This window comes from Fodinicurvata sediminis DSM 21159 (assembly GCF_000420625.1).
In the GTDB taxonomy this organism is placed as follows: domain Bacteria; phylum Pseudomonadota; class Alphaproteobacteria; order Kiloniellales; family DSM-21159; genus Fodinicurvata; species Fodinicurvata sediminis.
Window position 1 is genome coordinate 301,496 of sequence record NZ_ATVH01000011.1, and the last position, 20,166, is coordinate 321,661.

The 20,166-nt window shown below is 59.4% G+C and carries 19 protein-coding genes and 2 tRNA genes; 10 read left to right on the forward strand and 11 right to left on the reverse strand.

The window, feature by feature from the left end:
• Nucleotides 1–56: 56 nt before the first annotated feature.
• From G502_RS0102665 to G502_RS0102675, 3 genes are all read right to left on the reverse strand, one after another.
• Nucleotides 57–881 carry a DUF2497 domain-containing protein gene (locus G502_RS0102665; protein ID WP_022727115.1) on the reverse strand — a complete coding sequence of 275 codons (825 nt, stop codon included), beginning with the start codon at nucleotides 879–881 and terminating at the stop codon, nucleotides 57–59.
• 52 nt (nucleotides 882–933) lie between these two features.
• Nucleotides 934–2,307: a TolC family outer membrane protein gene (locus tag G502_RS18350; protein WP_162140938.1), complete on the reverse strand. Its 1,374-nt coding sequence runs from the start codon at nucleotides 2,305–2,307 to the stop codon at nucleotides 934–936.
• A gap of 262 nt (nucleotides 2,308–2,569) precedes the next feature.
• A complete protein-coding gene (locus G502_RS0102675; protein ID WP_022727117.1) occupies nucleotides 2,570–3,226 on the reverse strand; it encodes a protein-L-isoaspartate O-methyltransferase family protein in 657 nt (218 codons plus the stop codon).
• Between the two features lie 251 nt (nucleotides 3,227–3,477).
• On the opposite strand from G502_RS0102675, the gene G502_RS0102680 reads away from it, so the two are divergent.
• Both G502_RS0102680 and G502_RS0102685 read left to right on the forward strand, forming a co-directional pair.
• A tRNA-Cys gene (locus G502_RS0102680) sits at nucleotides 3,478–3,551 on the forward strand.
• A gap of 73 nt (nucleotides 3,552–3,624) precedes the next feature.
• Nucleotides 3,625–3,699 (forward strand) — tRNA-Asn (locus G502_RS0102685).
• A gap of 603 nt (nucleotides 3,700–4,302) precedes the next feature.
• Here G502_RS0102685 and G502_RS0102690 read toward each other — a convergent pair.
• The gene (locus tag G502_RS0102690; RefSeq protein ID WP_022727118.1) at nucleotides 4,303–4,863 is read right to left on the reverse strand and encodes a winged helix DNA-binding protein; all 561 of its coding nucleotides are present in this window, start codon (nucleotides 4,861–4,863) and stop codon (nucleotides 4,303–4,305) included.
• A 323-nt stretch (nucleotides 4,864–5,186) separates the two neighbouring features.
• Between G502_RS0102690 and G502_RS18355 the strand changes: the two genes are divergently transcribed.
• Nucleotides 5,187–5,831 (forward strand): response regulator transcription factor, encoded by a 645-nt coding sequence (locus G502_RS18355; RefSeq protein WP_022727119.1) that lies wholly within the window; start codon nucleotides 5,187–5,189, stop codon nucleotides 5,829–5,831.
• A 344-nt stretch (nucleotides 5,832–6,175) separates the two neighbouring features.
• Nucleotides 6,176–6,859 carry a LuxR C-terminal-related transcriptional regulator gene (locus G502_RS0102700; protein ID WP_026988997.1) on the forward strand — a complete coding sequence of 228 codons (684 nt, stop codon included), beginning with the start codon at nucleotides 6,176–6,178 and terminating at the stop codon, nucleotides 6,857–6,859.
• A gap of 7 nt (nucleotides 6,860–6,866) precedes the next feature.
• Here the strand turns inward: G502_RS0102700 and G502_RS0102705 are convergent, their stop codons facing one another.
• Nucleotides 6,867–7,397 carry a hypothetical protein gene (locus tag G502_RS0102705; protein ID WP_022727121.1) on the reverse strand — a complete coding sequence of 177 codons (531 nt, stop codon included), beginning with the start codon at nucleotides 7,395–7,397 and terminating at the stop codon, nucleotides 6,867–6,869.
• A 141-nt stretch (nucleotides 7,398–7,538) separates the two neighbouring features.
• Nucleotides 7,539–8,348 (reverse strand): helix-turn-helix transcriptional regulator, encoded by an 810-nt coding sequence (locus G502_RS0102710; RefSeq protein ID WP_022727122.1) that lies wholly within the window; start codon nucleotides 8,346–8,348, stop codon nucleotides 7,539–7,541.
• A 412-nt stretch (nucleotides 8,349–8,760) separates the two neighbouring features.
• Here G502_RS0102710 and G502_RS18360 point away from each other — a divergent pair, with 412 nt between their 5' ends.
• The 6 genes from G502_RS18360 (at nucleotide 8,761) to G502_RS0102740 (ending at nucleotide 14,589) form a co-directional block, all read left to right on the forward strand.
• Nucleotides 8,761–9,630: a CsgG/HfaB family protein gene (locus G502_RS18360; protein ID WP_022727123.1), complete on the forward strand. Its 870-nt coding sequence runs from the start codon at nucleotides 8,761–8,763 to the stop codon at nucleotides 9,628–9,630.
• Nucleotides 9,631–9,632: 2 nt separating this feature from the next.
• Nucleotides 9,633–10,874 carry a hypothetical protein gene (locus tag G502_RS0102720; RefSeq protein WP_022727124.1) on the forward strand — a complete coding sequence of 414 codons (1,242 nt, stop codon included), beginning with the start codon at nucleotides 9,633–9,635 and terminating at the stop codon, nucleotides 10,872–10,874.
• Nucleotides 10,875–10,950: 76 nt separating this feature from the next.
• Entirely contained in the window at nucleotides 10,951–11,466 is a 516-nt protein-coding gene (locus G502_RS0102725; protein WP_022727125.1) for a hypothetical protein, read from the forward strand.
• A gap of 68 nt (nucleotides 11,467–11,534) precedes the next feature.
• Entirely contained in the window at nucleotides 11,535–12,485 is a 951-nt protein-coding gene (locus G502_RS0102730; RefSeq protein ID WP_081649655.1) for a tetratricopeptide repeat protein, read from the forward strand.
• A 29-nt stretch (nucleotides 12,486–12,514) separates the two neighbouring features.
• Entirely contained in the window at nucleotides 12,515–12,979 is a 465-nt protein-coding gene (locus G502_RS0102735; protein WP_022727127.1) for a hypothetical protein, read from the forward strand.
• Between the two features lie 479 nt (nucleotides 12,980–13,458).
• Nucleotides 13,459–14,589: a type III PLP-dependent enzyme gene (locus G502_RS0102740; protein WP_022727128.1), complete on the forward strand. Its 1,131-nt coding sequence runs from the start codon at nucleotides 13,459–13,461 to the stop codon at nucleotides 14,587–14,589.
• 82 nt (nucleotides 14,590–14,671) lie between these two features.
• On the opposite strand, the gene G502_RS18365 is transcribed toward G502_RS0102740, so the two are convergent.
• The 5 genes from G502_RS18365 to G502_RS0102765 all read right to left on the reverse strand — a co-directional run bounded on the left by G502_RS18365 (nucleotide 14,672) and on the right by G502_RS0102765 (nucleotide 20,147).
• Nucleotides 14,672–15,481, reverse strand: a complete 810-nt coding sequence (locus tag G502_RS18365) for an N-acetylmuramoyl-L-alanine amidase family protein (protein ID WP_022727129.1) — start codon at nucleotides 15,479–15,481, stop codon at nucleotides 14,672–14,674.
• 66 nt (nucleotides 15,482–15,547) lie between these two features.
• A complete protein-coding gene (locus G502_RS18370) occupies nucleotides 15,548–16,216 on the reverse strand; it encodes an ABC transporter ATP-binding protein (protein ID WP_022727130.1) in 669 nt (222 codons plus the stop codon).
• Nucleotides 16,213–16,992 (reverse strand): ABC transporter ATP-binding protein, encoded by a 780-nt coding sequence (locus G502_RS0102755; protein ID WP_022727131.1) that lies wholly within the window; start codon nucleotides 16,990–16,992, stop codon nucleotides 16,213–16,215. The genes G502_RS18370 and G502_RS0102755 overlap by 4 nt, the downstream gene beginning before the upstream one ends.
• A complete protein-coding gene (locus tag G502_RS0102760; protein WP_022727132.1) occupies nucleotides 16,989–18,869 on the reverse strand; it encodes an ABC transporter permease in 1,881 nt (626 codons plus the stop codon). Before G502_RS0102760 ends, G502_RS0102755 begins: the two co-directional genes overlap by 4 nt.
• A gap of 72 nt (nucleotides 18,870–18,941) precedes the next feature.
• Nucleotides 18,942–20,147: an ABC transporter substrate-binding protein gene (locus tag G502_RS0102765; protein WP_040487584.1), complete on the reverse strand. Its 1,206-nt coding sequence runs from the start codon at nucleotides 20,145–20,147 to the stop codon at nucleotides 18,942–18,944.
• Nucleotides 20,148–20,166 lie beyond the last annotated feature (19 nt).

Consider the following 20,166-nt stretch of genomic DNA (forward strand, 5'->3'; position numbering starts at 1 on the left):
GGATAATGCGGGAAACTCATCTGTTCCCGGGTATGAAAAGGTGTTGGTTTTCCTGGTCAATCGTCTTCCGCGCGGCGGACCATACGGCGGACTTCCTCACGTACGACGCGTTCGACCAGTGGTGCAAGATTCTGATCCAGCCAGTCCTTCAACAGCGGCTTGACGGCTTCCCGGACAAGCCCTTCCAGGGTCTTGTCGCTTTGAATGGGAAGGTCTTCGGCCGCACGCGCCTGGCTTCGAATGTCGCGCGATGCTTCCGAAAGTGCTGCAACCGTTGCCGCAGCGGTGGCATTGGACACGAGGCCTTCTTCGCTGTTGTCCTTGCTCATCGGCGCCTCTGGTTCATCCTGCACTGCATTGCCTCCAAGGCCGTCATCCATCGCGCTTTCTGTCTGGCCGGCTTCCTCGAAATCCGGCTCAGGCATGGACGTCATGTCGTCCTGAACTTCCATGCCTGTCATGTCATCGAGAGTATCGGGCGCGAGAGCATCGGCGGTTTCGTCCTGATTGTCCTGCTGGGCATTCGCCAACTCATCGCCGAAACCTGCTTCCTCCAGGGCCGCGAAGGGATCGGGCGCCGTATCTTCCGGCAAGTCGCCTGGGGATGTTTCCGGTTCCGGGTTCACGGCAAAAGCGGTGTCCTCGGCAGAGGCAGGATCGCTGACCGCGTCACTTGGGTCTTCGGCTTTGTCTGTCAGGTCCAGAATGTCATCGTCGACACTGTCCGTGGCGGCAAGCGCTTCCGGCTCTGCCTGTGCAGAATCACCGGCATCTTGGCCGGGTTGTTCAGACTCTTCCTTGTCGTCCTCGGATATGATCCGGCGAATTGACGCCAGGATCTCTTCCATCGACGGTTCGCCCTGCCCGTCCGGATTGCTCATGGCTGCTCTCCCAAGCGTGTGTTGATGAACACACTGAATGTACCGGATTAACTTATTCCGAAGGCGTGCTCAACCCGAACCACGAATCCCGCACGGCCCTGTAGTCCTCTTCCGGCTCGTAATAAGCCACATCCAGCCCCAACTCCTCAGCCGTCAGACGGCCAATGGCCGAGAGCAGCCGAAAGCTTGCAACGATATCCTCACGCCTTGCACGAACCAGGCTGACCTGCGCATCCAGCAGTTCCTGTTCCTGGTCCAGAACGTCCAGCAGCGTGCGCGCGCCGACCGCATTTTCCTGCTGCACACCTTCCAGCGCGACTTCAGCCGCTTCAATCTGGGCCTGGAGGGACGTGATCTGCGCCTGGGATGAAGTCCACTCTTCCCAGGTCGTCACGGTTTCCTGCCGCACATTGCGGCGTGACACCTCACCTTCCAGGCGGCGCTGGTTCTCGACTTGCTTGGCTTCTCTGACCTGGCTGGAAACAAGGCCTGCCTGATAGATCGGAATGGTCACCTCGGCCATGATGCTGGCAGCCTCGTTTTTCGAGCCCGCAAAACTGGTCTCGCGGCCTGCCGAAAGGCGTCCGCGAAGCTGTATCTCAGGCAACAGTTCGCCTTCCCGTTCCCGCACCCGGCGTTCGGCGGCCTGCTCATCGAACTCTGCCGCCTGAAGCGAAGGATTGCTTTCCTCTGCCAGTGCTATGGCAGCGGACAGCGATTCGGGAAGGCCTTCTATGGCCTCGGGCGCGGTCAGATCCGCTGCCGCCTCGCGCCCGATCACTTCCCGGAAAACGGCGCGGCTGGAACTCAAGCGCCCCTCGGCAGCAATGCGCTCGGCACGGGCGCCAGCCAGGCGGGACTCCGCCTGCGCAACATCGGTTCGCGTGATCTCGCCGACTTCGAAGCGTTGTCGCGTGGCTTCCAATTGCCGTTCCAGGCGGCGTTCATTGTTTTCGTTCAGGCGGACTTCCGCCATGTCGCGCCAGACATCCATATAGGCGGTCACGGCGTCCAGAAGAACGGTCTGCTCGGTATTCTCAAGGCGGAAACGCTGTGCACGAACTTCGTTCTCTGCGCGCTCGGTCCCGGCCACGGTTCGGCCGCCACGATAGAGGGGCTGGACAATCTCGATCGCCCCCTGACGTGGCGATGTCGTCTCCTGGACCCGGCCGCTGTTACCGCCCGCTCCGGCAGAGAAACCGCCGCCTTCGCTGAAGGATCGCTCCTTGCCGGCCGAGGCCGTGACCTGAACCGTGGGCCGCCAGCCGGACAGGGCCTGGGGAACCCGCTCGTTCACGGCACCGAGCTCGGCGCGCGCCGCCTTCAGCCTGGGGTTGGTTTCATAGGCATTCTCCAGTGCGTCGAGCAGTTGGAATTCCTGTGCCTGAACACCCGGCACCGCTGCCAGCAGCAGGCCGCCTGCCAACACGCCTGCCCCTAAAAACTTCCTTATGGCGCCGACTCCCGCAGGGGATGAAGAGAGACTCGGTTTCGGCAGACATTTCATCAGCATGCTGTTCGCTTTCATCCTGGCCCCTGCCAAGCCGAAGCTATCTTGGCAGAACTTCACGGAGAATAGAGCCTTGGTCCGCGTGCGGCCAGTCGCAAGTCCCGATTCGCACCACGAAAATCTGTGCTCACAGCATACTGACGCCCGTGGAACGGGAATGCCAAAGATCTTGAAGGGCCTAGAAGACGAAACGTTCAGGTGCCCGGAATTCCTCCAGGATCGGTGTGGACGCATCAAAGAGGATCCGGTTCGAAACCACCCCGTCGTCCTTGCGATAGAGCCGAGCGCGGCCAATGCCAACAGAATCAGGGCGTGTCACGCACATCAACCGCCCCCCTTCCGCCAATTGATCTGTCAGGCCAGCGGGCAATTCCTCGATCCCGCCGTTCACCAGGACCACGTTATAGGGCGCCTGCCTGGGATAGCCGGCCGCCAGGTCGCCCTGCACCACCACCGCATTGGAGATTTCCATGCGGGACAGCAGGTTGTTGGCCGTTTCCACCAGGCCTGGATCACTTTCCAGACCCACGGCCGTGCTGCACAGCCGTGCGAGAATGGCTGTCGCATAGCCCGTGGCGCAGCCAATATCCAGCGCCACATCGCTTTCCTGGATATCGGCCGCCTGCAACAGACGGCCAAGGACCATCGGCTCCATGAGGTAGCGCCCGTTGCCTATGTGCAGATCCTCGTCGACGTAGGAAATGCTGCGTATGTTCTCGGGCACGAACAGCTCACGCGGCAGCGTTTCAAAGGCGTCCAGAAGACGCTCCCCGAACACGCGGTTCGTGCGCAGCTGGCTTTCCACCATATTCAGGCGGGCGTAAGCGTAATCCATTACATTTGCCTCACATGAACGGACCAGACGTAAGAATATTGTCCGATCTGTTGCCGGGTCTTTTGCTTTCCCCGCGGTTTATAGTCAGCCTGCAGCTTCAAGACAACTCTCGCAGCCAGGGCGTTTGAAGTTTTGCGGCTATAGCCGAGCCTGAGACCAGCCTGGCCGTCACTTCGGGCACGCACCGCCGCAGCCAGGCGCGTGGAACGCCTTGACCCTCTCCATGAAAAGTGGCAGTAACCTGCGCCTCTGGCCCGGTGGCAGAGTGGTTATGCAGAGGACTGCAAATCCTTGCACGTCGGTTCGATTCCGGCCCGGGCCTCCAAAATGCGGCAAACGGCATTGCACCCCCAAGAGAGCTTTGCTATAAGCCGCAAACCTTGCCACAAGGCACCTGATCCGCGGTAGCTCAGTGGTAGAGCAGGTGGCTGTTAACCACCGGGTCGCAGGTTCGAGTCCTGCCCGCGGAGCCAATGACAAGAAAGGGTCGCCCCTGACGGCGGCCCTTTTCTTTTGCATTCCAAATGAAAACAATGCCTTGATCCGCGTAATTGATGCGGCATTTCAAATATATTCCCGTTCGACCGGTAAAGTCATGAAACTTTTCCCGGAATGCACGCTTGGGCGCAATGCTCACGGAATGTTACAGGTGACGGTGCCTGCAAGAGCTCCTGGATACAAGGATAATACACATGAATATCAGTAGCTTACACAAACCACCTGTGACAAAAAATAGATCCTATCTCCAAAAATATTTTCCGCACCACTCGTTGGGGGTATAGTCCCACCTTGGAAAGCTGCTACAGGCTTTCGATTGCTAGGGAGGTTGGGAATGAGACATCAGGCCAAACGCTGCCATCGGCATGTCCATACTCCCCGTATAACTTCAATCATGGAACGGCGACAGGTTCTCAATCTCGGGCTGACGTCCGGGTGCCTTCTGCTGGGAACACTGGCCGCAGCACTCTGGATTCAGATGGTTTTCTGATAACGGAAATATCGTCTGGAGTCCTTGGGCGCCGGTCTCCGGCGCCCTTTCCTTGTGCGTCCCATGGCGCTCGGGACAGTGGCCGGATTCACAACGAGGTGGCTGAACGGGCGGCCTGGTCATACAGGCCCGAGAGCAGCCTCAGGTTCTTGGCCAGTTTCTCAAGGTCCCGGCGATCGGCCTCGCCCATGGATGAAGAGGTCGAGACCAGGCAGGCTTCCCGTATTTCCCTGTATTTCCGGATACAGGCCTCTCCTTCTTCCGTCGCCTCGAAGACCACGTCCTTACCCTTTCTGTGACGCTGTACCAGGCCAAGGCGCGTCAACTTCTTCAAGGCATAGTTGACGGTATGGCTCTCCTCGATATTCAACACAAAGCAGATATCCGCCAGCCGCTTGCCGCGGGCCCGGTGGAAAACACTGTGCAGCACCAGAATGTCCAGGGTCGACAGGTCCGGCATGCCTGCGGCTGCCATACAGCGTACCACCCAGCGGCCAAAGGCATTCCATGCGATGATCAGGCCGAACTCGAATTCACTGAGTTCCGCCGCCTGTTCCGAAACAAGATGGGAAGAGGACACGATATAGCGCCGCGCTCCTGCCTCTTCTTCGCTTTCCTCTTGCGCATTCCGAGCGTTTGATTCCGTCATGCCCGCTTCAAACCCTGTTCAAGAAATTGCAGGATGCATGTGTGAGAAAAATTCCTTATCGATTTCACGATAAATTACCAGACAGTCTGCTGGAAGACCCACCAATTTCTGGTAGCATTATTCCATAATTCATGAACACTTTTCGGCTGTGTATTTCATTGTTACCACGAAATTGCACGCATTCTTATGTTATTTTTATGTACGGATGTGAAAAATTGATGTATCAACGAGGTGGGGTAATCCGAAATCGATACATTAGACTACAAGACATCGTCCGTTTGGACTTATCCCGTCCTTTTCACGGGTAGACGAGAAGTGACACCATGGCGGTCCTTGTTGTCGACGATCACCCACTAGTGACGAAAGCTCTGGTCCACCTGCTTGAATCAGATGGGATCGACGCAGCCTCGGTTACATCGGTACCCGAAGCCCTCGATTACATCAAAAGCGTCCGAAAGCCGGAACTCGTCATTCTGGATGCACACATGCCAGATATCGATGGCCTGGCGGGAATCGGGATTCTGCAATCCAGTTTTCCCGGCCTTGCAATCGCGCTCTGGTCCGGTGACGAGCAGCAGGAAATCATCCAGAAAGCCATAGAAAAAGGCGCCCTCGGCTTCCTTTCCAAGGCCATGTCGATCCGCGCGATCATCCCGGCCATCCACCTCATGCTGGCTGGCGAACCCTATCTGCCCGTCCACCTGATGACCAGGAAGAGCAATAGCTGGAATCGCGATGAAGCGGCACAGTCCTATAACCTGACCCCCCGTGAGCACGCAGTCCTGGACGAACTGGCCAAGGGCCTTTCGAACAAGGAGATCGCCCGCAACCTCGGCATCGAGGAAATAACGGTCAAGCTTCACCTGCGCGCGATCTACAAGAAATTAAGCGTCAAGAGCAGGACCCAGGCGATCTCGATCTATTGCAACAGCCATCCGGCCGATACATCCCAGCACAGTCCGATTTGAGATCAGCCAGGCAGAACGTGGCGCCAAACGAACGTGGTGTCCCCAAACAAACGTGGTGTCCGTTGAACGGGGCACACGACGGCAGGTTCTTTCCGCGCGGTACCATCGGTATGGGGTACCCCATACCAACATCCGCAGCCCCATACCTCTGGCGCACCCTACTATCCCTTTGACGGACTCCGCAGCCACGCACTTTTGAGGCAAGCTGTCCTTGTTCCCGGACTTAAGATGAAGGCTGAGGACCCAAAGGAACTTATAAGGAATATTGGGTAACCACCTTCGTTCAAAACGAAAAACATGTCCGGTCGGAAGAGATGTCTGCAAACAACACCAGGGGCAAGGCAATGGACAGTTATCAGAACACTTCGGTCATGATCATCGATCACAGCCGCCTGCTCAGAGAGGGCTTGCGCCAGATCATGACGGGGACAAGCTTTGCGGTTCTCTATGAATTTCCCAGTCTGGAAGCCGCACTGGACGCACCCCTGGAAACCGGCGCGCCCAAACTGGTTCTTCTGGAATGGCTGCCAGCGGACGACCAGGACAATCCCGTTGCACGGCTGCGTGAGCGCCTGCCGGATTCGCGGGTCATTGCCTTTGGCGATACGCTCTCGAAGCAACAGATGGTCCACGCCCTTCGGGCCGGCGCCAGCGGGTACCTGCTGAAGGACATGTCACTCGATGCCCTGATCCAGTCTCTACGCCTGGTCCTGATGGGCGAGGTCGTCTTCCCGACGGAACTGGCCGCACATCTTGTGACAGGCAGCTTCAACATGGACGCGCGGAGCGAACGGTTGGACAGCCAGAGCTTCGGCGCGGCACTTTCAGAGCGGGAACTTCAGATCCTCAAGTGCCTGATCAACGGGTACCCCAACAAGATCATTGCCCGTCAACTCAACATCACCGAGGGGACGGTCAAGGTCCACCTGAAGGGCCTGCTGAAGAAAATCCACGTTCAGAACCGCACACAGGCCGCCATCTGGGCCCTCGATCATGGAATCCGGCACAATGACGGCGCAGAAGCCTGAAGCGCACTCACAGACCGTCAAGCTGGCCGATCCAGGTGTCGATCACCTGGCCGGCCGGCGTGGCCGTCGACGTGGCGACCCCGGTCCAGCTGCCCTGGTCAGATGGCGTGTTCATCAACGACGTCCAGCCGACATAGGCAACCTGGGCCGATTCATAGGGATTTCCTGCATAACCGCCGTTGGCCAGGTAGGGACCGGAGGCAGCACCGCCATAGCCGAAGCCACCCAGGTTCAGGAAGCCGCTGGGACGATATGGCAGAGTGATCGAACTGGGCCGCGACAGAAAGGCCTGTCGGTCCGGGCCGCGGCGCACATCCAGCAGGAAGCCGTCGGCGCCCCGATAGAGGTTGTCCGGCTCGCTACCGGTGAACTCGCGTTGGATGATGGCCTGGCGATAGCCGGGGCTCATGCCGACACCGCCGGACGGCCCCTTCCAGCCGGGCTGCCAGGGCTGGTTGTTCCACTGGGCCGAGGCTCCGGACGTGGCGGCCAGAACGAGGGCCGCAGCCAGACTCGGGACGATCAGGGACGCTCTCATGAAATCGCTCCTCTCAAGGCAAAGCACTGCTGAACGGTCTGCTTCACGCCTGTTCAAATTATAGCGTGGTTACCGCAACAGGCGCAGGAAGTAGTTTACTAATTTTCTAAATGCTTTGCCTTAACGGTTAAGGCCAGCCCCTTACCCCCCAAGAACGCTGCCTACCCCGTTCGCGTGCCCCTTTTGGTGGCAGGACCAGGATTCAGAGTGGCGGTACCCCCCTCTTGCCGTTCCGTTACAGCTGGCTGTAGGCGCCTCCTCTGCCGAGTCGGACGATGGCCCGCCCCTCACCTGTTCGGCCTCCCGCATCCAATAAGCCAGGACGGCTGCACAGGTCCGATTCTCCAGGTGCAGACGAGACAGCAGGGCACGTACCAGAGTCTTGACCCGCGTGATCGGCAAGTCCAGCTCGCCGGCAATCTCGGAATTCGTCAAACCGCGTCCCAGACAGTCCAGCAGGCGCCGGTCGGCGGGCTCGAGGTCCTTCGGGATCTGCATGGCGCCGGGGCACTCCAGCAAGCGCTGGACAGCTGCATGGTTCATCACACAGTAGCCGATCTCGGCCAGCGACAGCCGCTCGGAGGCCGTCTGTGCCTTTTCGTCAAAGAAGAAGACACCGAACCCGAAGGCATCCCAACCCCAATAGCGGAAGGTCAGCATGGCCTGCCGGAAATCCGGCAGATGCGTCATCAGGACGAAGGGAACCTCTTCACGCTGTGCCTGTACATCCGGGTGCCTGGGATAAAGCGGCATCAAGCGGGAGAAATCGAGGCGTATGCTGTCCCCGCGCTGCAGCCGCGCCACCAAGTCGGCCCGTAGAGCCAGAGGCGCAAGCCGCTCCGCTGCGATCAGCAGGGCAATCAGTTTCCTGGCCTGTATCGTCGCCTGGCTGCGAAACAGGGCCTCAGGCTCGCAGGCTAGCAGGATCTTCTGACTCTGTTTCGAGGACATGTGCGTACCTGCAGGCGCCTTATCAGTTTCCGGTCATGGTCGAACCTGTTCATGCAACGGGATCGGCCGGTGAGCAGCACGAGGGCTGGGGGATCAGCATAGTTTGATTCGCCATACCGGATGGAAGGGAAAAGGTGGCGATGGAAGAGAGCAGAGGGCGCATGCAGGCCTCCAATCGGTTCCCGTTTCTCCCTTAGGGTCGTGTCTTTTGATCTTTTGGGGTAATCCGCATAAACGGAAAATGCTCCATAATAAAGAGCCATAGCCTGAATGGTATTAGTAATTATCCTTACGATATGTTTCTTGTTTTGAAATAATATTTAACATCGCTCCTTGGATGCTCCTGGAATTTACGGCTCCCGAATTAGGGACCCGCCCGCATTAGGCGGCACAAGCGACATAGAGGGAAGCGATGACCCAGCACTCAAGGACTGCACGCCGGCTTTTAACAGGTCTCGCCTTTGTCGGCCTGTTGGCAGCTACGGCCTGTGCCCCCCACACGACAGCTGAAAACATCAAGGACGCGCCCAAGGGGCCCGAACCTTTCTTCAGCTTCCCAGTCACCTCGAACGACACGCCCTATTCACAGTGTCTTGCCTCGTTCAAGAAATACCCGGGCAATAACCTGCCCGCCTTCACGGTCGGCGAGGTTGCCGACAAGACGGGGCAGATCGACCGCACCAGCAACTCCGCGGTGATCTCCCAGGGCGTGTCCGAGATGGTCATGAGCGCGCTCTGGAAGACGGGCAAGGCCAAGCTGGTGGAGCGCTTCGACCTGCGCATCCCCTTGGCCGAGATGAAGATGATCGAACAGGGCCTGACCACCCGGCCCCAGAACGGCATGGCCAGTTCCATCCGCGCCAGCGACTTCGTCGTGCTCGGCGCGTTGACGGAACTCAACTACAACATCGTGAGCCAGGGCGCTGGCCTCTGGGTCGGCGGCATCGGCGCGGGCGCCCGCACGGTGGTCATCAACGTCGGTCTGGACCTGCGCGTGGTCAATTCACGCAACTTCGACGTCGGTTACGTCAGCTCTCTGCAGAAGCAGATCTACGGCTACGAAGTCGAAGCCAATGTCTTCCGATTCTTCGGATCCCAACTCGTCGAGTTCGACGCGGGTCGTATCCAGAACGAACCGCTTCAGCTCGGCGTGCGCTCCGTCGTTGAAATGGCGATCTACCAGATCATGACGGAGTACTTCGGGCTTCCCGCCAGCAAGGAATGCGGCGAAATCCAGGAAGCCCATAACCTTGACGCAAGTGACTCTAAGAAGGAGAGCTAAAAATGAAAAGGACCTTACGTTACGGGCTTCTCGCCGGCGCATCCGGCCTGGCCCTTGGCTTCGGACTGGCCACAGCGCCGGCCCAGGCTTTCGATGAAGTGAAGTGGACCTGGAATGCCAATGTCCATGAAAACGTCTGGAAGAATGTCTGGATTGACATTGATCTAGATCCGAATGCCCTGACCATGCTGGAAAATATCCAGGTACACGTCGGCGACCTGAATGCTTATTCCAAAGTGAATGGTGTCTACAACAATCAGCATGGCGAAATGCAGGCTGCAGATGATGTCTCGTTCAAGTTTCAGAGTGAGGGATTTGACGATGATTCGGCTATCTTCAGCGACCCGAATATTGATCCCTATGGTGGTTCAACAGAGCAGCAACTCGGATTCGGTGCTTCTGTAGATACCTATGATACGACAACATCATTTGGAGATTATGATGAGTCATTCGATGATAACATCGGAGACGTTGATTGGGGGTATCACAACGTAACAGGTATTCAGGGAGTTGACCCCAACGACCCAACTTCAGCCGGACAGTACATCGATATAATCGGCGGCACGACCACCGAAGGAAGTTGCTCGGGTGAAGCTGGCCAGTCTGAGTCTGGTTGTGTGGTCTTCGAAGTCACCATCGATGCCGATTCCATCGTATGGGTGCCTGTCGAAGCATTGAATGCCGTAACACAGCTGCCAGAAGTTGTCAGTGCAGCCACGGCTGTTGCCAACAACTCAAATCTTACTAGCAACGCCACCACACAAGTCCACGAAGCCCAGTTCGCCTTCGGGGGTTTCAATGGACAAGACATCAATTCGGATAACATGGACGAGTTGATCGCAGCCGCCGTCGCTATTGATGCGGTGGTTCCCACCGGCAACCGTCACCACGATGCCTTGGCGTCTGCAGCCATTCTTGCTCAGCTTGGGTTGATCTCGAAGGGCAATATCAACGCCGTTTCGGATGTGGACAACATCTGGAATGCTTCCGTGGACAGTTCCGCGACCGCTGTCACCAACAACAAGAACATCACGGTTGAAGCGGACACAACGGGTGAACTGGCTCTGATCGCCGACGTGACCCAGTTTGGGTACATGGATGTGTATTCTGAGTCCAACGTTCAGAATGTTTCGGTTAACAACTACTCGAACCTGGGCAATCTGGACCGCCCGCTCGTGAATTCCGTGGCTACTTCGGTTGGAAACAACCTGAACGTGTCCATGGGCAATACTCCTACGGAATAATTTTACCAAGCACTGGCGGAACGAAGAAATTCGTTCCGCCTATTTTTTCCACAACATAACCTCTCAGGAGGCCGCTATGACGCGAACGTTCATTCTAACTGGCCTGATAGCATCGGGGTTCTGCATGGCACTGGCGAGTGAAATTTTCTCTGACGTCTCGCCTGTGAAACTGATATCCGAAGCCAAAGCCCAGCAAATGGGTAACGATGGTTGGCGCTGGTCACGCAACAAGTCCATGGCTGCCCAATTCCAGGCAATGGACCGAAATGGCGGCAGCGTGAATGGAGGCGGGCTGGGCGCGCTGAACCAGTACACCACCAACTACACCTCCAATTCCACCTCCGTCGGTAACCTGAACGAAATCACCCAGATTCTATCGGAAGGGTCTGAGGGCTATGTGGGACAGAACACCGATCAACACAGCGAAGGCAATCAGGGCTCCAGTGCCAACACCGATGTTAGCCAGAATAACTCCATCAACGACATTCAGGGAGATAACAACAACACATCCAGCAGCAGTGATACGTCGGCGAATGAAGAGCCCTCTGATGAAGAGGCCCCTGAGCAAACAGCTGAGAATCAAGAAGAATAAGGCATTGCAATATCATTAAGCTAATTGGGTTTAGATTAGAAGGGATCCGGTAGACCGGATTTATAGCGATGTCTCATTTGAAATTGATCAATCAGTCTATACGTTCAGTTCTGCTGTGCGGCGCTTTGTTAACAGGCAGTTTCGTCTGGTTTTCACCGGAAACAGTTCAAGGTCAGCAAGTGATAACTGAAAACCTGGACCAGCTTCGTGCAGAGGCCGCCAAGGGCAACCCGGAAGCGGACTTCCAGCTTGGTTTCCTGGCTTCCATGGGACGCCTCCCCGGGGAAAGTCCAGCCAAGGCCTATGAATATCTGCGCCGCTCTGCAGATACCGGGCACCAGGAAGCCAGCTTCCTGCTCGGCACTCTCTATCTGAGTGGCGCGCACGGACAGCAAGCTTCACCGGAAGCTGCGAAGAGATACCTGGAAAGAGTTGCTGCACAGGGTCATTCAAGAGCTCAGGACAAGCTCGGTCAGTATTACCTGTCACATGCGAGCAATCCAGGTGAAGCTGCCCAATGGTTTCAAAAGGCCGCCAACCAGGGCCTAGCCAGTGCCGAGAACAACCTCGGACTGCTATATGCCGAGGGCAAGGGCGTGAGCCAGGACCCGGTGAGAGCAGCGGAACTGATATCCCGCGCCGCGGACAAGGGAGAGGTTGGCGCCAAGCACAACCTGGCAACTCTCTATCAAACGGGACGAGGCGTGGCCAAAAATCCGGAGCGTGCAGCGCAGCTTTTTGAAGAGGCCGCAGCGCGCGGCTATCAAAGGTCTCAATACAGCTTGGGCGTGCTTCACCTACAAGGTGAGTTTGGACAACCCAACCCCGTTGAGGGGCTTAAATGGCTGATGCTGGCATCAGCCGGTCCGGATAACCCCGTGCGTGAACAGGCACGAACAAATCTGCTTCAGGTAGCTCAAACCAGCCCAAATACTCTGGTACATGATGCCGCTGAAGCAGCGCGCCAGTGGGCCATACGCTACGAAATGAATGCGCCTTACCAAGTAGGCCAGAACTAGAAACCTATGTGAAGCGGGAGGAAGGTCTAATGAAATATATGCGAATTCTCCTCCCGCTCCTTCTTGTTCTCGCCCTGCCCGCCTGTGGCGGACCGGCGGTCATGCTGGCCTCGGCTGCCCTGGGTGCCCTGGGCGGGGTCGGGGTTGGCGGTTCTTCGGGCACGGAGCCCACCGGAAACTCCTACAGCTACCGCAGTCCGAACATGGCCTCCGACGCCCAGAACGGGCACCGCGTCGATGAATCCATCAGCCAGGCGCTACAGATCTCCGACCAGGATGTGACTTCTGTCTGCAAGCAACGCCTGCCGGAGGCGTCGAACCTGCCCCTGGCTGCAGGCAAATGCGAGGTGCGCATGACCTGCCTGCCCGGCGCCAAGATGCCAATGCGCATGCGTGTCTGCATGCCTCCGGACACCTCTGCCGCAGATGAAGTCGCCGCTGATTCAGAAGCGGTCTCCCGTCCTCCGTCCCTCGCCCCGGAGCAAGCGCTTTAAAGTCTTTCCCGACCGTTGTTTCCCGGCAATGGATCATACCACCCAAAAGAATTTATCCCTGACATAAAAAGCTGTTGCACAGACTCTCAAAAGGCATTAGCTACAGCATTGAACCGTATTCGCACGTGCCTCTGGCCGGGAGGGATATCCTGGCGAACGCAACGACGTGACGCGGCTTTTTTGGTCTCGCCGGCCCTCCACAAGCCGGCCTTACCGAGAGAGACGAATTACATCGCTGCCAGGGCGTGCGGAGCCGGGATTTCCCGTCCGATAAAAACTGGCGTCAGAGAAAGCAACCGGTTGGATGCACTCCTTCTGGCGTCGGTCACGTACCGCAGTCACTTTCAAGCGCTCTGGGACAGTCCCTCGTGGTCTGTATCGGAGCTGGAACCGCCAGCCACAGCCTCCACAGCACTGGCGTTCCGTGGTCGCAATTCATTTTGTACGGTTTTACAGCCGACCTGCTGGAAGGGACAGCCATGACCCCGAAGATTGCCCATTTCCTGAACGACGCACAGCCCCCCACCCCCTGCATGGTGCTGGACCTGGATGTCGTCGCCGACAACTATCGCTGCTTTTCCGCCGCCCTGCCCGATTCCCGCATTTACTATGCGGTCAAGGCGAACCCGGCGCCGCAGATCCTGGAGCTGCTGACCCAACTCGGCTCCTGCTTCGATGCGGCCTCGGTGGCCGAAATCGAGATGGTGCTGCGCGCCGGCGCGGACGCGGCGCGCATTTCCTATGGCAACACCATCAAGAAGGAATCCGATATCGCCCGCGCCCATGCTCTGGGCGTGGACCTCTTTGCCTTCGACAGCCAGCCAGAGCTTGAAAAGATCGCGCGGCAGGCCCCCGGCGCACGCGTCTTCTGCCGCATCCTGACCTCCGGCGAATCGGCCGACTGGCCGCTGTCACGCAAGTTTGGCTGCGAAGAGGACATGGCCGAGGCCCTGATGGTCCAGGCCCGTGAACTGGATCTCGATCCCTATGGCATCTCATTCCACGTCGGCTCGCAGCAGCGCGATCCCGGGCAGTGGGATGCAGCCCTGGGCACCGCCGGCACACTGTTCCGCCGCTTGGCCGAACAGGGCATCCAGCTGCGCATGGTCAACCTGGGCGGCGGATTTCCGACACGCTACATGAAGGAGATTCCCACAGCCGAGGCCTATGGCCAGGAAATCATGGAGTCCCTGCGCCGCCATTTTGGCAACCGACTGCCGGACACCATCATCGAGCCGGGCCGCGGCATGGTGGGCAACGCCGGCGTGATCCAGAGCGAAGTCGTCCTGATCTCGCGCAAGTCCGAGGCCGACGAGCGCCGCTGGGTCTATCTCGACATCGGCCGTTTCGGCGGCCTGGCGGAAACCGAGGGCGAGGCCATTCGCTACCCGATCGCCACGCCGCGCGACGGCGAAGAGGTCGAGCCCGTGATCCTGGCCGGCCCGACCTGCGATTCCGCGGATGTCATGTACGAGAAGGTGCCCTATGACCTGCCGATCAGCCTGACCATCGGGGACAAGATCCTGATCGGCGCCACGGGCGCCTATACCACAACCTATTCCTCGGTCGCCTTCAACGGCTTCGAGCCCCTGGCCGAGCATTACCTGTAAAAAGCCGAAGCGCGGTACGGAAAACCGGAAGGCGTCTGAAGAGGCGCTTTCCGGCCGCCTTGTCACTCAGTAGCTGCGTCCCTCAGTAACTGCCGTTGCGTTCACGCAGGAACAGCCCGGCCACCTGCCCGATTTCGCGCCCCAGGGTCCAGGCAATTCTTCGGCGCGCTGCCGGGTCTGCCAGAAGCTGTTCATCCTGCGGGTTGGTGAGGAATCCGGTTTCCAACAGGACTGATGGAACTTCTCCCGAGCGCAGGACCGCAAAGTTCGCCGAACGACGCGGATTCTCCAGCAGGTGCAGGTCTTCTGACGCCCCCTCCACGATCAGACGCTGGGCACGGCGGGAATCCTCCCGGGCGATACGCCGGGCCAGATCCATCAAAATCGCCGCCGTGCGGGAATCCGTATTGCGCAGATCGATACCATAGATCTCGTCCACGGCGTTCTCGCGCTCAGCCAGGGACTCGGCGAAATCATCCGAGGCATTCTCGGCCAAAGTATAGGCGGACAGGCCGCGTGCATTGCGATTTGGGGCGGCGTCGGCATGTATGGAGATGAACAGGTCGGCCTGAAGCTCGTGCCCGATCTGAACGCGGTCCGGCAATGCCAGGGACTCGTCGCTTTCGCGGGTAAGCGCCACATGATGCGGCAAACGGCCATTCAGATAGCTGCGCAGCTCCTGGCAGATGGCCAGGGTAACATTCTTTTCAAGGGTTCCCGCCCCGCCAATCGCCCCGGGATCGCGCCCGCCATGACCGGGGTCGAGCACGATCACCGCCCCCTCCGGTTTGGCAGGGACAAGGGGCGGCACCTCTGCCTGCGCCAGTCGCGCGGACAGGCTCCCCAGAAGTGTGGAAGCCAGCAGGCCGGTGAAAAAGGTTCGTCTGTACACCGCGAAAACCGACTCCGTTACAAGATCATTCTCACGAGGGTTAACACGAAGGGGTCTGCCGTCAAGTCAAACAGCCGGCTTCCCGGCTGCAAGCACCTGTCCGCGATCCATGCGATAGCTCCGGTCGATCAGTCCCTCGGCAAAGGCGGGGTTCTGTTCGGACAGTAGTACCGTCAAGCCATCCTGCTTCAGCGACAGGATCGCCTGTCTCATCTGTTGGACGACGACAGGGGCCAGCCCTTCCGAGGGCTCGTCGAGCAGCAGCAGACGCGGATTTCCCATCAAGGTGCGCGCGATGGTCAGCATCTGCTGTTCGCCCCCCGACATCTCCCCGGCCCGCCGTTCATAGAGCGGCTCCAGCTTGGGAAACAGTTCGAACAGTCCGTCCAGGGTCCACGCTTTCCTGTCCCCTGGTGCCGCGCGCTGGGCGACGGACAGGTTTTCGCGAACCGTCAGCCCCTGGAAGACACGCCGATCCTCCGGCACATACCCAATCCCCTGGCGGGCGACCTCGTACTCGGCCAGCCCTGATATGTCCCGGCCTTCGAAATGCAGGCGCTCTGCGGTGCGCGTTACCAGGCCCATGACAGACTTCAAGGTGGTGCTCTTGCCGCTGCCATTGGGGCCAAGCAGGGCGACAACCTCACCCTCCCTCACCTCGAGCGCGACGTCGAAAAGCACCTGGGCGCGCCCATACCAGGCTTTCAGCCCCTGTATCTCGAGCAGCCCGGTCATGATTCCTCCCCTTCTGCCGTGCGCGAAGGCTCCGTGAGGTTGCCGAGATAGACCCGCTGAACCGCAGGGTTGGCCTGGACCTGGGCAGCAGTACCGTCCGCCAGGACTTCCCCCTGGTCCAGAACCAGAATGCGGTCGGCATAGGTAAAGACAACAGACATGTCGTGCTCCGTGAAGAGGACCGACAGGCCCCTGTCCCGTACCAACCGCACGACCTGCTCCATCAGGCCTTCGCGCTCCTCGGGCGCCATGCCGGCCGTCGGCTCGTCCATCAGCAGAAGGACCGGATCATGGGCCAGCGCCACGGCCAGCTCCAGGCGCTTGATATTGCCATAGGCCAGTGTACCGCAGGTGCGTGCGGCAACTTCCTCGAGGCCAAGCTGCGCCAGCAGGGACAGAGCCTGGTCCCGATAGAGCCGGTCCGCACGCGGCCAAAGCTGGCGCAGGCGCTTGTTGTGAGACATGAGCGCCATCTGCACGTTCTCCACGACACGCATGGAGGCAAAGGGCGCTGCAATCTGGAAGGTGCGGCCAATGCCCAGGCGCCAGACCATGCGGGGCGGCAATCCGGTAATCTCCCGACCCTGGAAGAACACCTGGCCCGAATCCGCCCGCAGTTGGCCATTGAGCAGGTTGAAACAGGTCGTCTTACCGGCTCCGTTCGGGCCAATCAGGGCGCGAAGTTCCCCTTGCGCCACATTAAAGGACACAGACTGCACGGCATGAACGCCGCCGTAGGCCTTGTTCAGCCCATTGACCTCCAGAACGCCGCTCATGTCCGCCGTCCCGGCAACCAGGCCGCCAACTCTCGCCCTGCTCCTGCCAGTCCACGAGGGAAAAGGATGCACAACACCACGATCAGAAGCCCCAGCAACAGGCGCCAGTAATCGGTCAGGCTGACCAGCTCAGCCTTCAGTCCGGTGAAGACGGCAGCCCCCAGGATCGGTCCCGTCAGGGACTGCACGCCGCCGAGCAGGACCATGGCCAGGGCATCGACAGATTGCGGTATGGCCATGGAATCGGGCGAGATGCTGCCCTTCAGGAAAACGAACAGGCCGCCCGCCACACCGGCGAAGGTACCGGCGAGCGTAAAGGCCAACCAGCGTTGCAGCCGGACATCGATGCCGATGGCTTCGGCCCGCAGGGGCGAATCGCGGCCGGCCCTGAGAGCGTAACCGAAAGGCGCATAGGCAAAACGCCGCAAGAGGAACAGGCAGGCCAGGCAGACCGCCAGGACCAGGTAGTAGAAAGTGGCGCTGTCAGAAGCCCATTCCGGCGGCCAGATGCCCAGCAGGCCGTTATCACCTCCGGTCAGCCCCTCCCACTGGAAGGCTATGGACCAGGCGATCTGGGCGAATGCCAGGGTCAACATGGCCAGGTAAACCCCCGAGAGACGCACAGCGAACCATCCGAAGATGAAGGCGCCAATGGCGGCCAGGAAGGGTGCGGCCAACAAGGCAAGCTCCATGGGCAGAGCAAGCGATTTGAAGGCCAGGGCAGCACCATAGGCGCCCAGCCCGAAGTAGGCGGCATGGCCGAAGGAGATGACCCCGCCCAAGCCCATGAGGAACTGCAGGGAAGCTGCGAAAAGTGCGAAGACAGCCATCTCGGTAAAGATATAGAGGCTGTAGTTTCCCGCTCCCAGAACGGGCAGCAGGCACAAGCCCGCTATGCCGAGTGCCATGCCACCCTTCATCAAGTTGCCCGGTCTGCGCAGGACCGTTGCTTCGACGGGCAAGCCACCCTTGTGCAGGTTCTCCGCACGACCCAGCAATCCCCAAGGGCGCAGCACCAGGACAACCGCCATGACGATGAAGATCGACACGAGCTCGAGCTGCCACATGGTGATTCCCAGAACGGACACTTCAGCGTTTGCCACGGCCAGTGTCCGGATCAGCGAAACCAGGACAGCCGCCAGATAGGCGCCAAGTATCGACCCCATGCCGCCGACAACCACGACCACGAAAACCGAGGCGATGATCTGCATGTCCATGGACAGGTTGGCACTGCCCTTGGGCAGCTCCAGGGCACCGCCCAGGCCGGCAAGCAGCGAGCCCAGGGCAAAGACCGCCGTCATTATCCAGCGTTGATTCACCCCCAGCGAGGCCAACATTTCCGGATCCTCTGTTGCCGCCCGTACCAGGGCGCCCCAGCGGGTGCGGTTGAACAGAAGCCAAAGGCCAAGCAGGACAAGAGGCGCCAGAAGGATCAGGAACAGGTCATACACCGGGAATTGGCGTCCCAGCAGGACATGGGCGCCGTCCAGGCCCGGAGGCCGCACACCGAAACGGTCCTGAGGGCCCCAGATAGCCAGGGTCACATCCTGTACGATCAGGACCACGCCAAAGGTCGCCAGCAACTGGAAGAGCTCAGGCGAGCGATAGAGCCGCCGCAGGACCGTGACCTCCAGAAGCCCGCCGATCAGGGCAACCGCCAGCACGGCGACAAGAACAGCCAGCCAGAACCCCCCTGCCTGACCGCCCCATAGGGAAATCAGGGTCACGGCGATATAGGCCCCCAGCATGTAAAGGCTGCCGTGCGCGAAGTTCACAACACGGGTGACTCCGAAAATGATCGTCAGGCCGCTGGCCACAAGAAAAAGCGAGGAGGCGCTGGCCAGACCGGTCAGCAACTGGATGATAAGACTGTCCATTCCCCTCTAGGCTTTCCGCTCAGCGATGAAGATTGCGCCTATGGCGCCGGGTTGCAGCCTCTTGCCGGAACGTCAGTCCTCTTCGCCGCGCAATTCACGGACCGTCTTGTCGGACGGCAGGTAATCCGCGCCCGAACCGTAACGCCAGTCGACCATGCGCGGCTTCCCGTCTTCCACAGTCAGGCGGCCGACAAAAGTCCCCATGTCGCTCTGCTGATCGATGTCGCGATAGGTGATCGGACCCAGCGGCGTCTCGATCTCCATGCCCCGCATGGCCTTGATGACAGCCTCGGTATCCGTCGTTTCGGCTATCTCGATGGCCTTTGCCAGGGAATGCAAGGCGACATAGCCGACGACCGAGCCAAGGCGCGGATAGTCGTCGAACCGCTCCTGATAGGCTTCCAGAAACGCATTATGCTCTGGCGTGTCGATCGCGTACCAGGGATATCCGGTGACGATCCAGTCTTCGGGCGCATCCTCGCCCAGGGGGTCGATCCATTCCGGCTCACCCGAGAGCATCGAGACGACAGTGCGCCCCTGGAACAGGCCGCGCACCTCGCCCTCGCGCACAAAGCGCGCCAGGTCGCCGCCAAAGGTCACGTTGAAAATGGCGTCGGGTTTGGCTTCCTCCAGGGCCTGGACAACGGATCCCGCATCGATCTGTGCCTGGGGCGGCCACTGCTCGGCAATGAATTCGACGTCGGGGTCCAGTTCCTCAAGGCGGCCCTTGAAGGCCTCGACGGCGGAACGTCCGTATTCGTAGTTGGGCGCCACAGTTGCCCAGCGTTTGGCATCCAGCTTGGCGGCCTCCTCGGCCAGCATGGCCGCCTGAACGTAGGTTCCAGGGCGCAGGCGGAAGGTATAGTCATGGCCGGCGTCCCATACCAGGTTGTCCGTCAATGGCTCTGCTGCCAGGAACAGGACTTCCTTCTGTCGCGCGAAATCAGAGACAGCCAGGCCCACGTGGCTGAGCAAGGTCCCGAACAGGAATTCGGCTCCTTCCCTGCTGACCAGTTCATTGGCCACCGTGATGGCATCGGCGGGACTGGCGCCGTCATCGCGGCTGACCACACGCAATTGGCGTCCAAGCACGCCGCCATCCTCGTTGACCTCTTCCAGAGCCATCTGCCAGCCGTCCCGATAGGGATGCGTAAAGGCAGCATATCCCGTATAGCTGTTCAGGTCGCCCAGACGGATTGGCTCCTCGCTGAATGCGGCGCTCGAGGCTGCAAGCGTCATCGTAAGCGATGCCACTGCCGAGAGCAGAAGACGTTTCATGGCCCAGACCATCCCACTG

Excerpts from the sequence above, each read along its gene's own strand:
- G502_RS0102735 (WP_022727127.1), top strand. The coding sequence starts at position 12,515 with ATGAAATATATGCGAATTCTCCTCCCGCTCCTTCTTGTTCTCGCCCTG.
- G502_RS0102765 (WP_040487584.1), bottom strand. The coding sequence starts at position 20,147 with ATGAAACGTCTTCTGCTCTCGGCAGTGGCATCGCTTACGATGACGCTT.
- G502_RS0102730 (WP_081649655.1), top strand. The coding sequence starts at position 11,535 with ATGTCTCATTTGAAATTGATCAATCAGTCTATACGTTCAGTTCTGCTG.
- G502_RS0102665 (WP_022727115.1), bottom strand. The coding sequence starts at position 881 with ATGAGCAATCCGGACGGGCAGGGCGAACCGTCGATGGAAGAGATCCTG.
- G502_RS0102675 (WP_022727117.1), bottom strand. The coding sequence starts at position 3,226 with ATGGATTACGCTTACGCCCGCCTGAATATGGTGGAAAGCCAGCTGCGC.
- G502_RS0102710 (WP_022727122.1), bottom strand. The coding sequence starts at position 8,348 with ATGTCCTCGAAACAGAGTCAGAAGATCCTGCTAGCCTGCGAGCCTGAG.
- G502_RS18355 (WP_022727119.1), top strand. The coding sequence starts at position 5,187 with ATGGCGGTCCTTGTTGTCGACGATCACCCACTAGTGACGAAAGCTCTG.
- G502_RS0102700 (WP_026988997.1), top strand. The coding sequence starts at position 6,176 with ATGGACAGTTATCAGAACACTTCGGTCATGATCATCGATCACAGCCGC.
- G502_RS0102705 (WP_022727121.1), bottom strand. The coding sequence starts at position 7,397 with ATGAGAGCGTCCCTGATCGTCCCGAGTCTGGCTGCGGCCCTCGTTCTG.
- G502_RS0102760 (WP_022727132.1), bottom strand. The coding sequence starts at position 18,869 with ATGGACAGTCTTATCATCCAGTTGCTGACCGGTCTGGCCAGCGCCTCC.
- G502_RS0102740 (WP_022727128.1), top strand. The coding sequence starts at position 13,459 with ATGACCCCGAAGATTGCCCATTTCCTGAACGACGCACAGCCCCCCACC.
- G502_RS18370 (WP_022727130.1), bottom strand. The coding sequence starts at position 16,216 with ATGACCGGGCTGCTCGAGATACAGGGGCTGAAAGCCTGGTATGGGCGC.
- G502_RS0102690 (WP_022727118.1), bottom strand. The coding sequence starts at position 4,863 with ATGACGGAATCAAACGCTCGGAATGCGCAAGAGGAAAGCGAAGAAGAG.
- G502_RS0102720 (WP_022727124.1), top strand. The coding sequence starts at position 9,633 with ATGAAAAGGACCTTACGTTACGGGCTTCTCGCCGGCGCATCCGGCCTG.
- G502_RS0102725 (WP_022727125.1), top strand. The coding sequence starts at position 10,951 with ATGACGCGAACGTTCATTCTAACTGGCCTGATAGCATCGGGGTTCTGC.
- G502_RS18360 (WP_022727123.1), top strand. The coding sequence starts at position 8,761 with ATGACCCAGCACTCAAGGACTGCACGCCGGCTTTTAACAGGTCTCGCC.
- G502_RS0102755 (WP_022727131.1), bottom strand. The coding sequence starts at position 16,992 with ATGAGCGGCGTTCTGGAGGTCAATGGGCTGAACAAGGCCTACGGCGGC.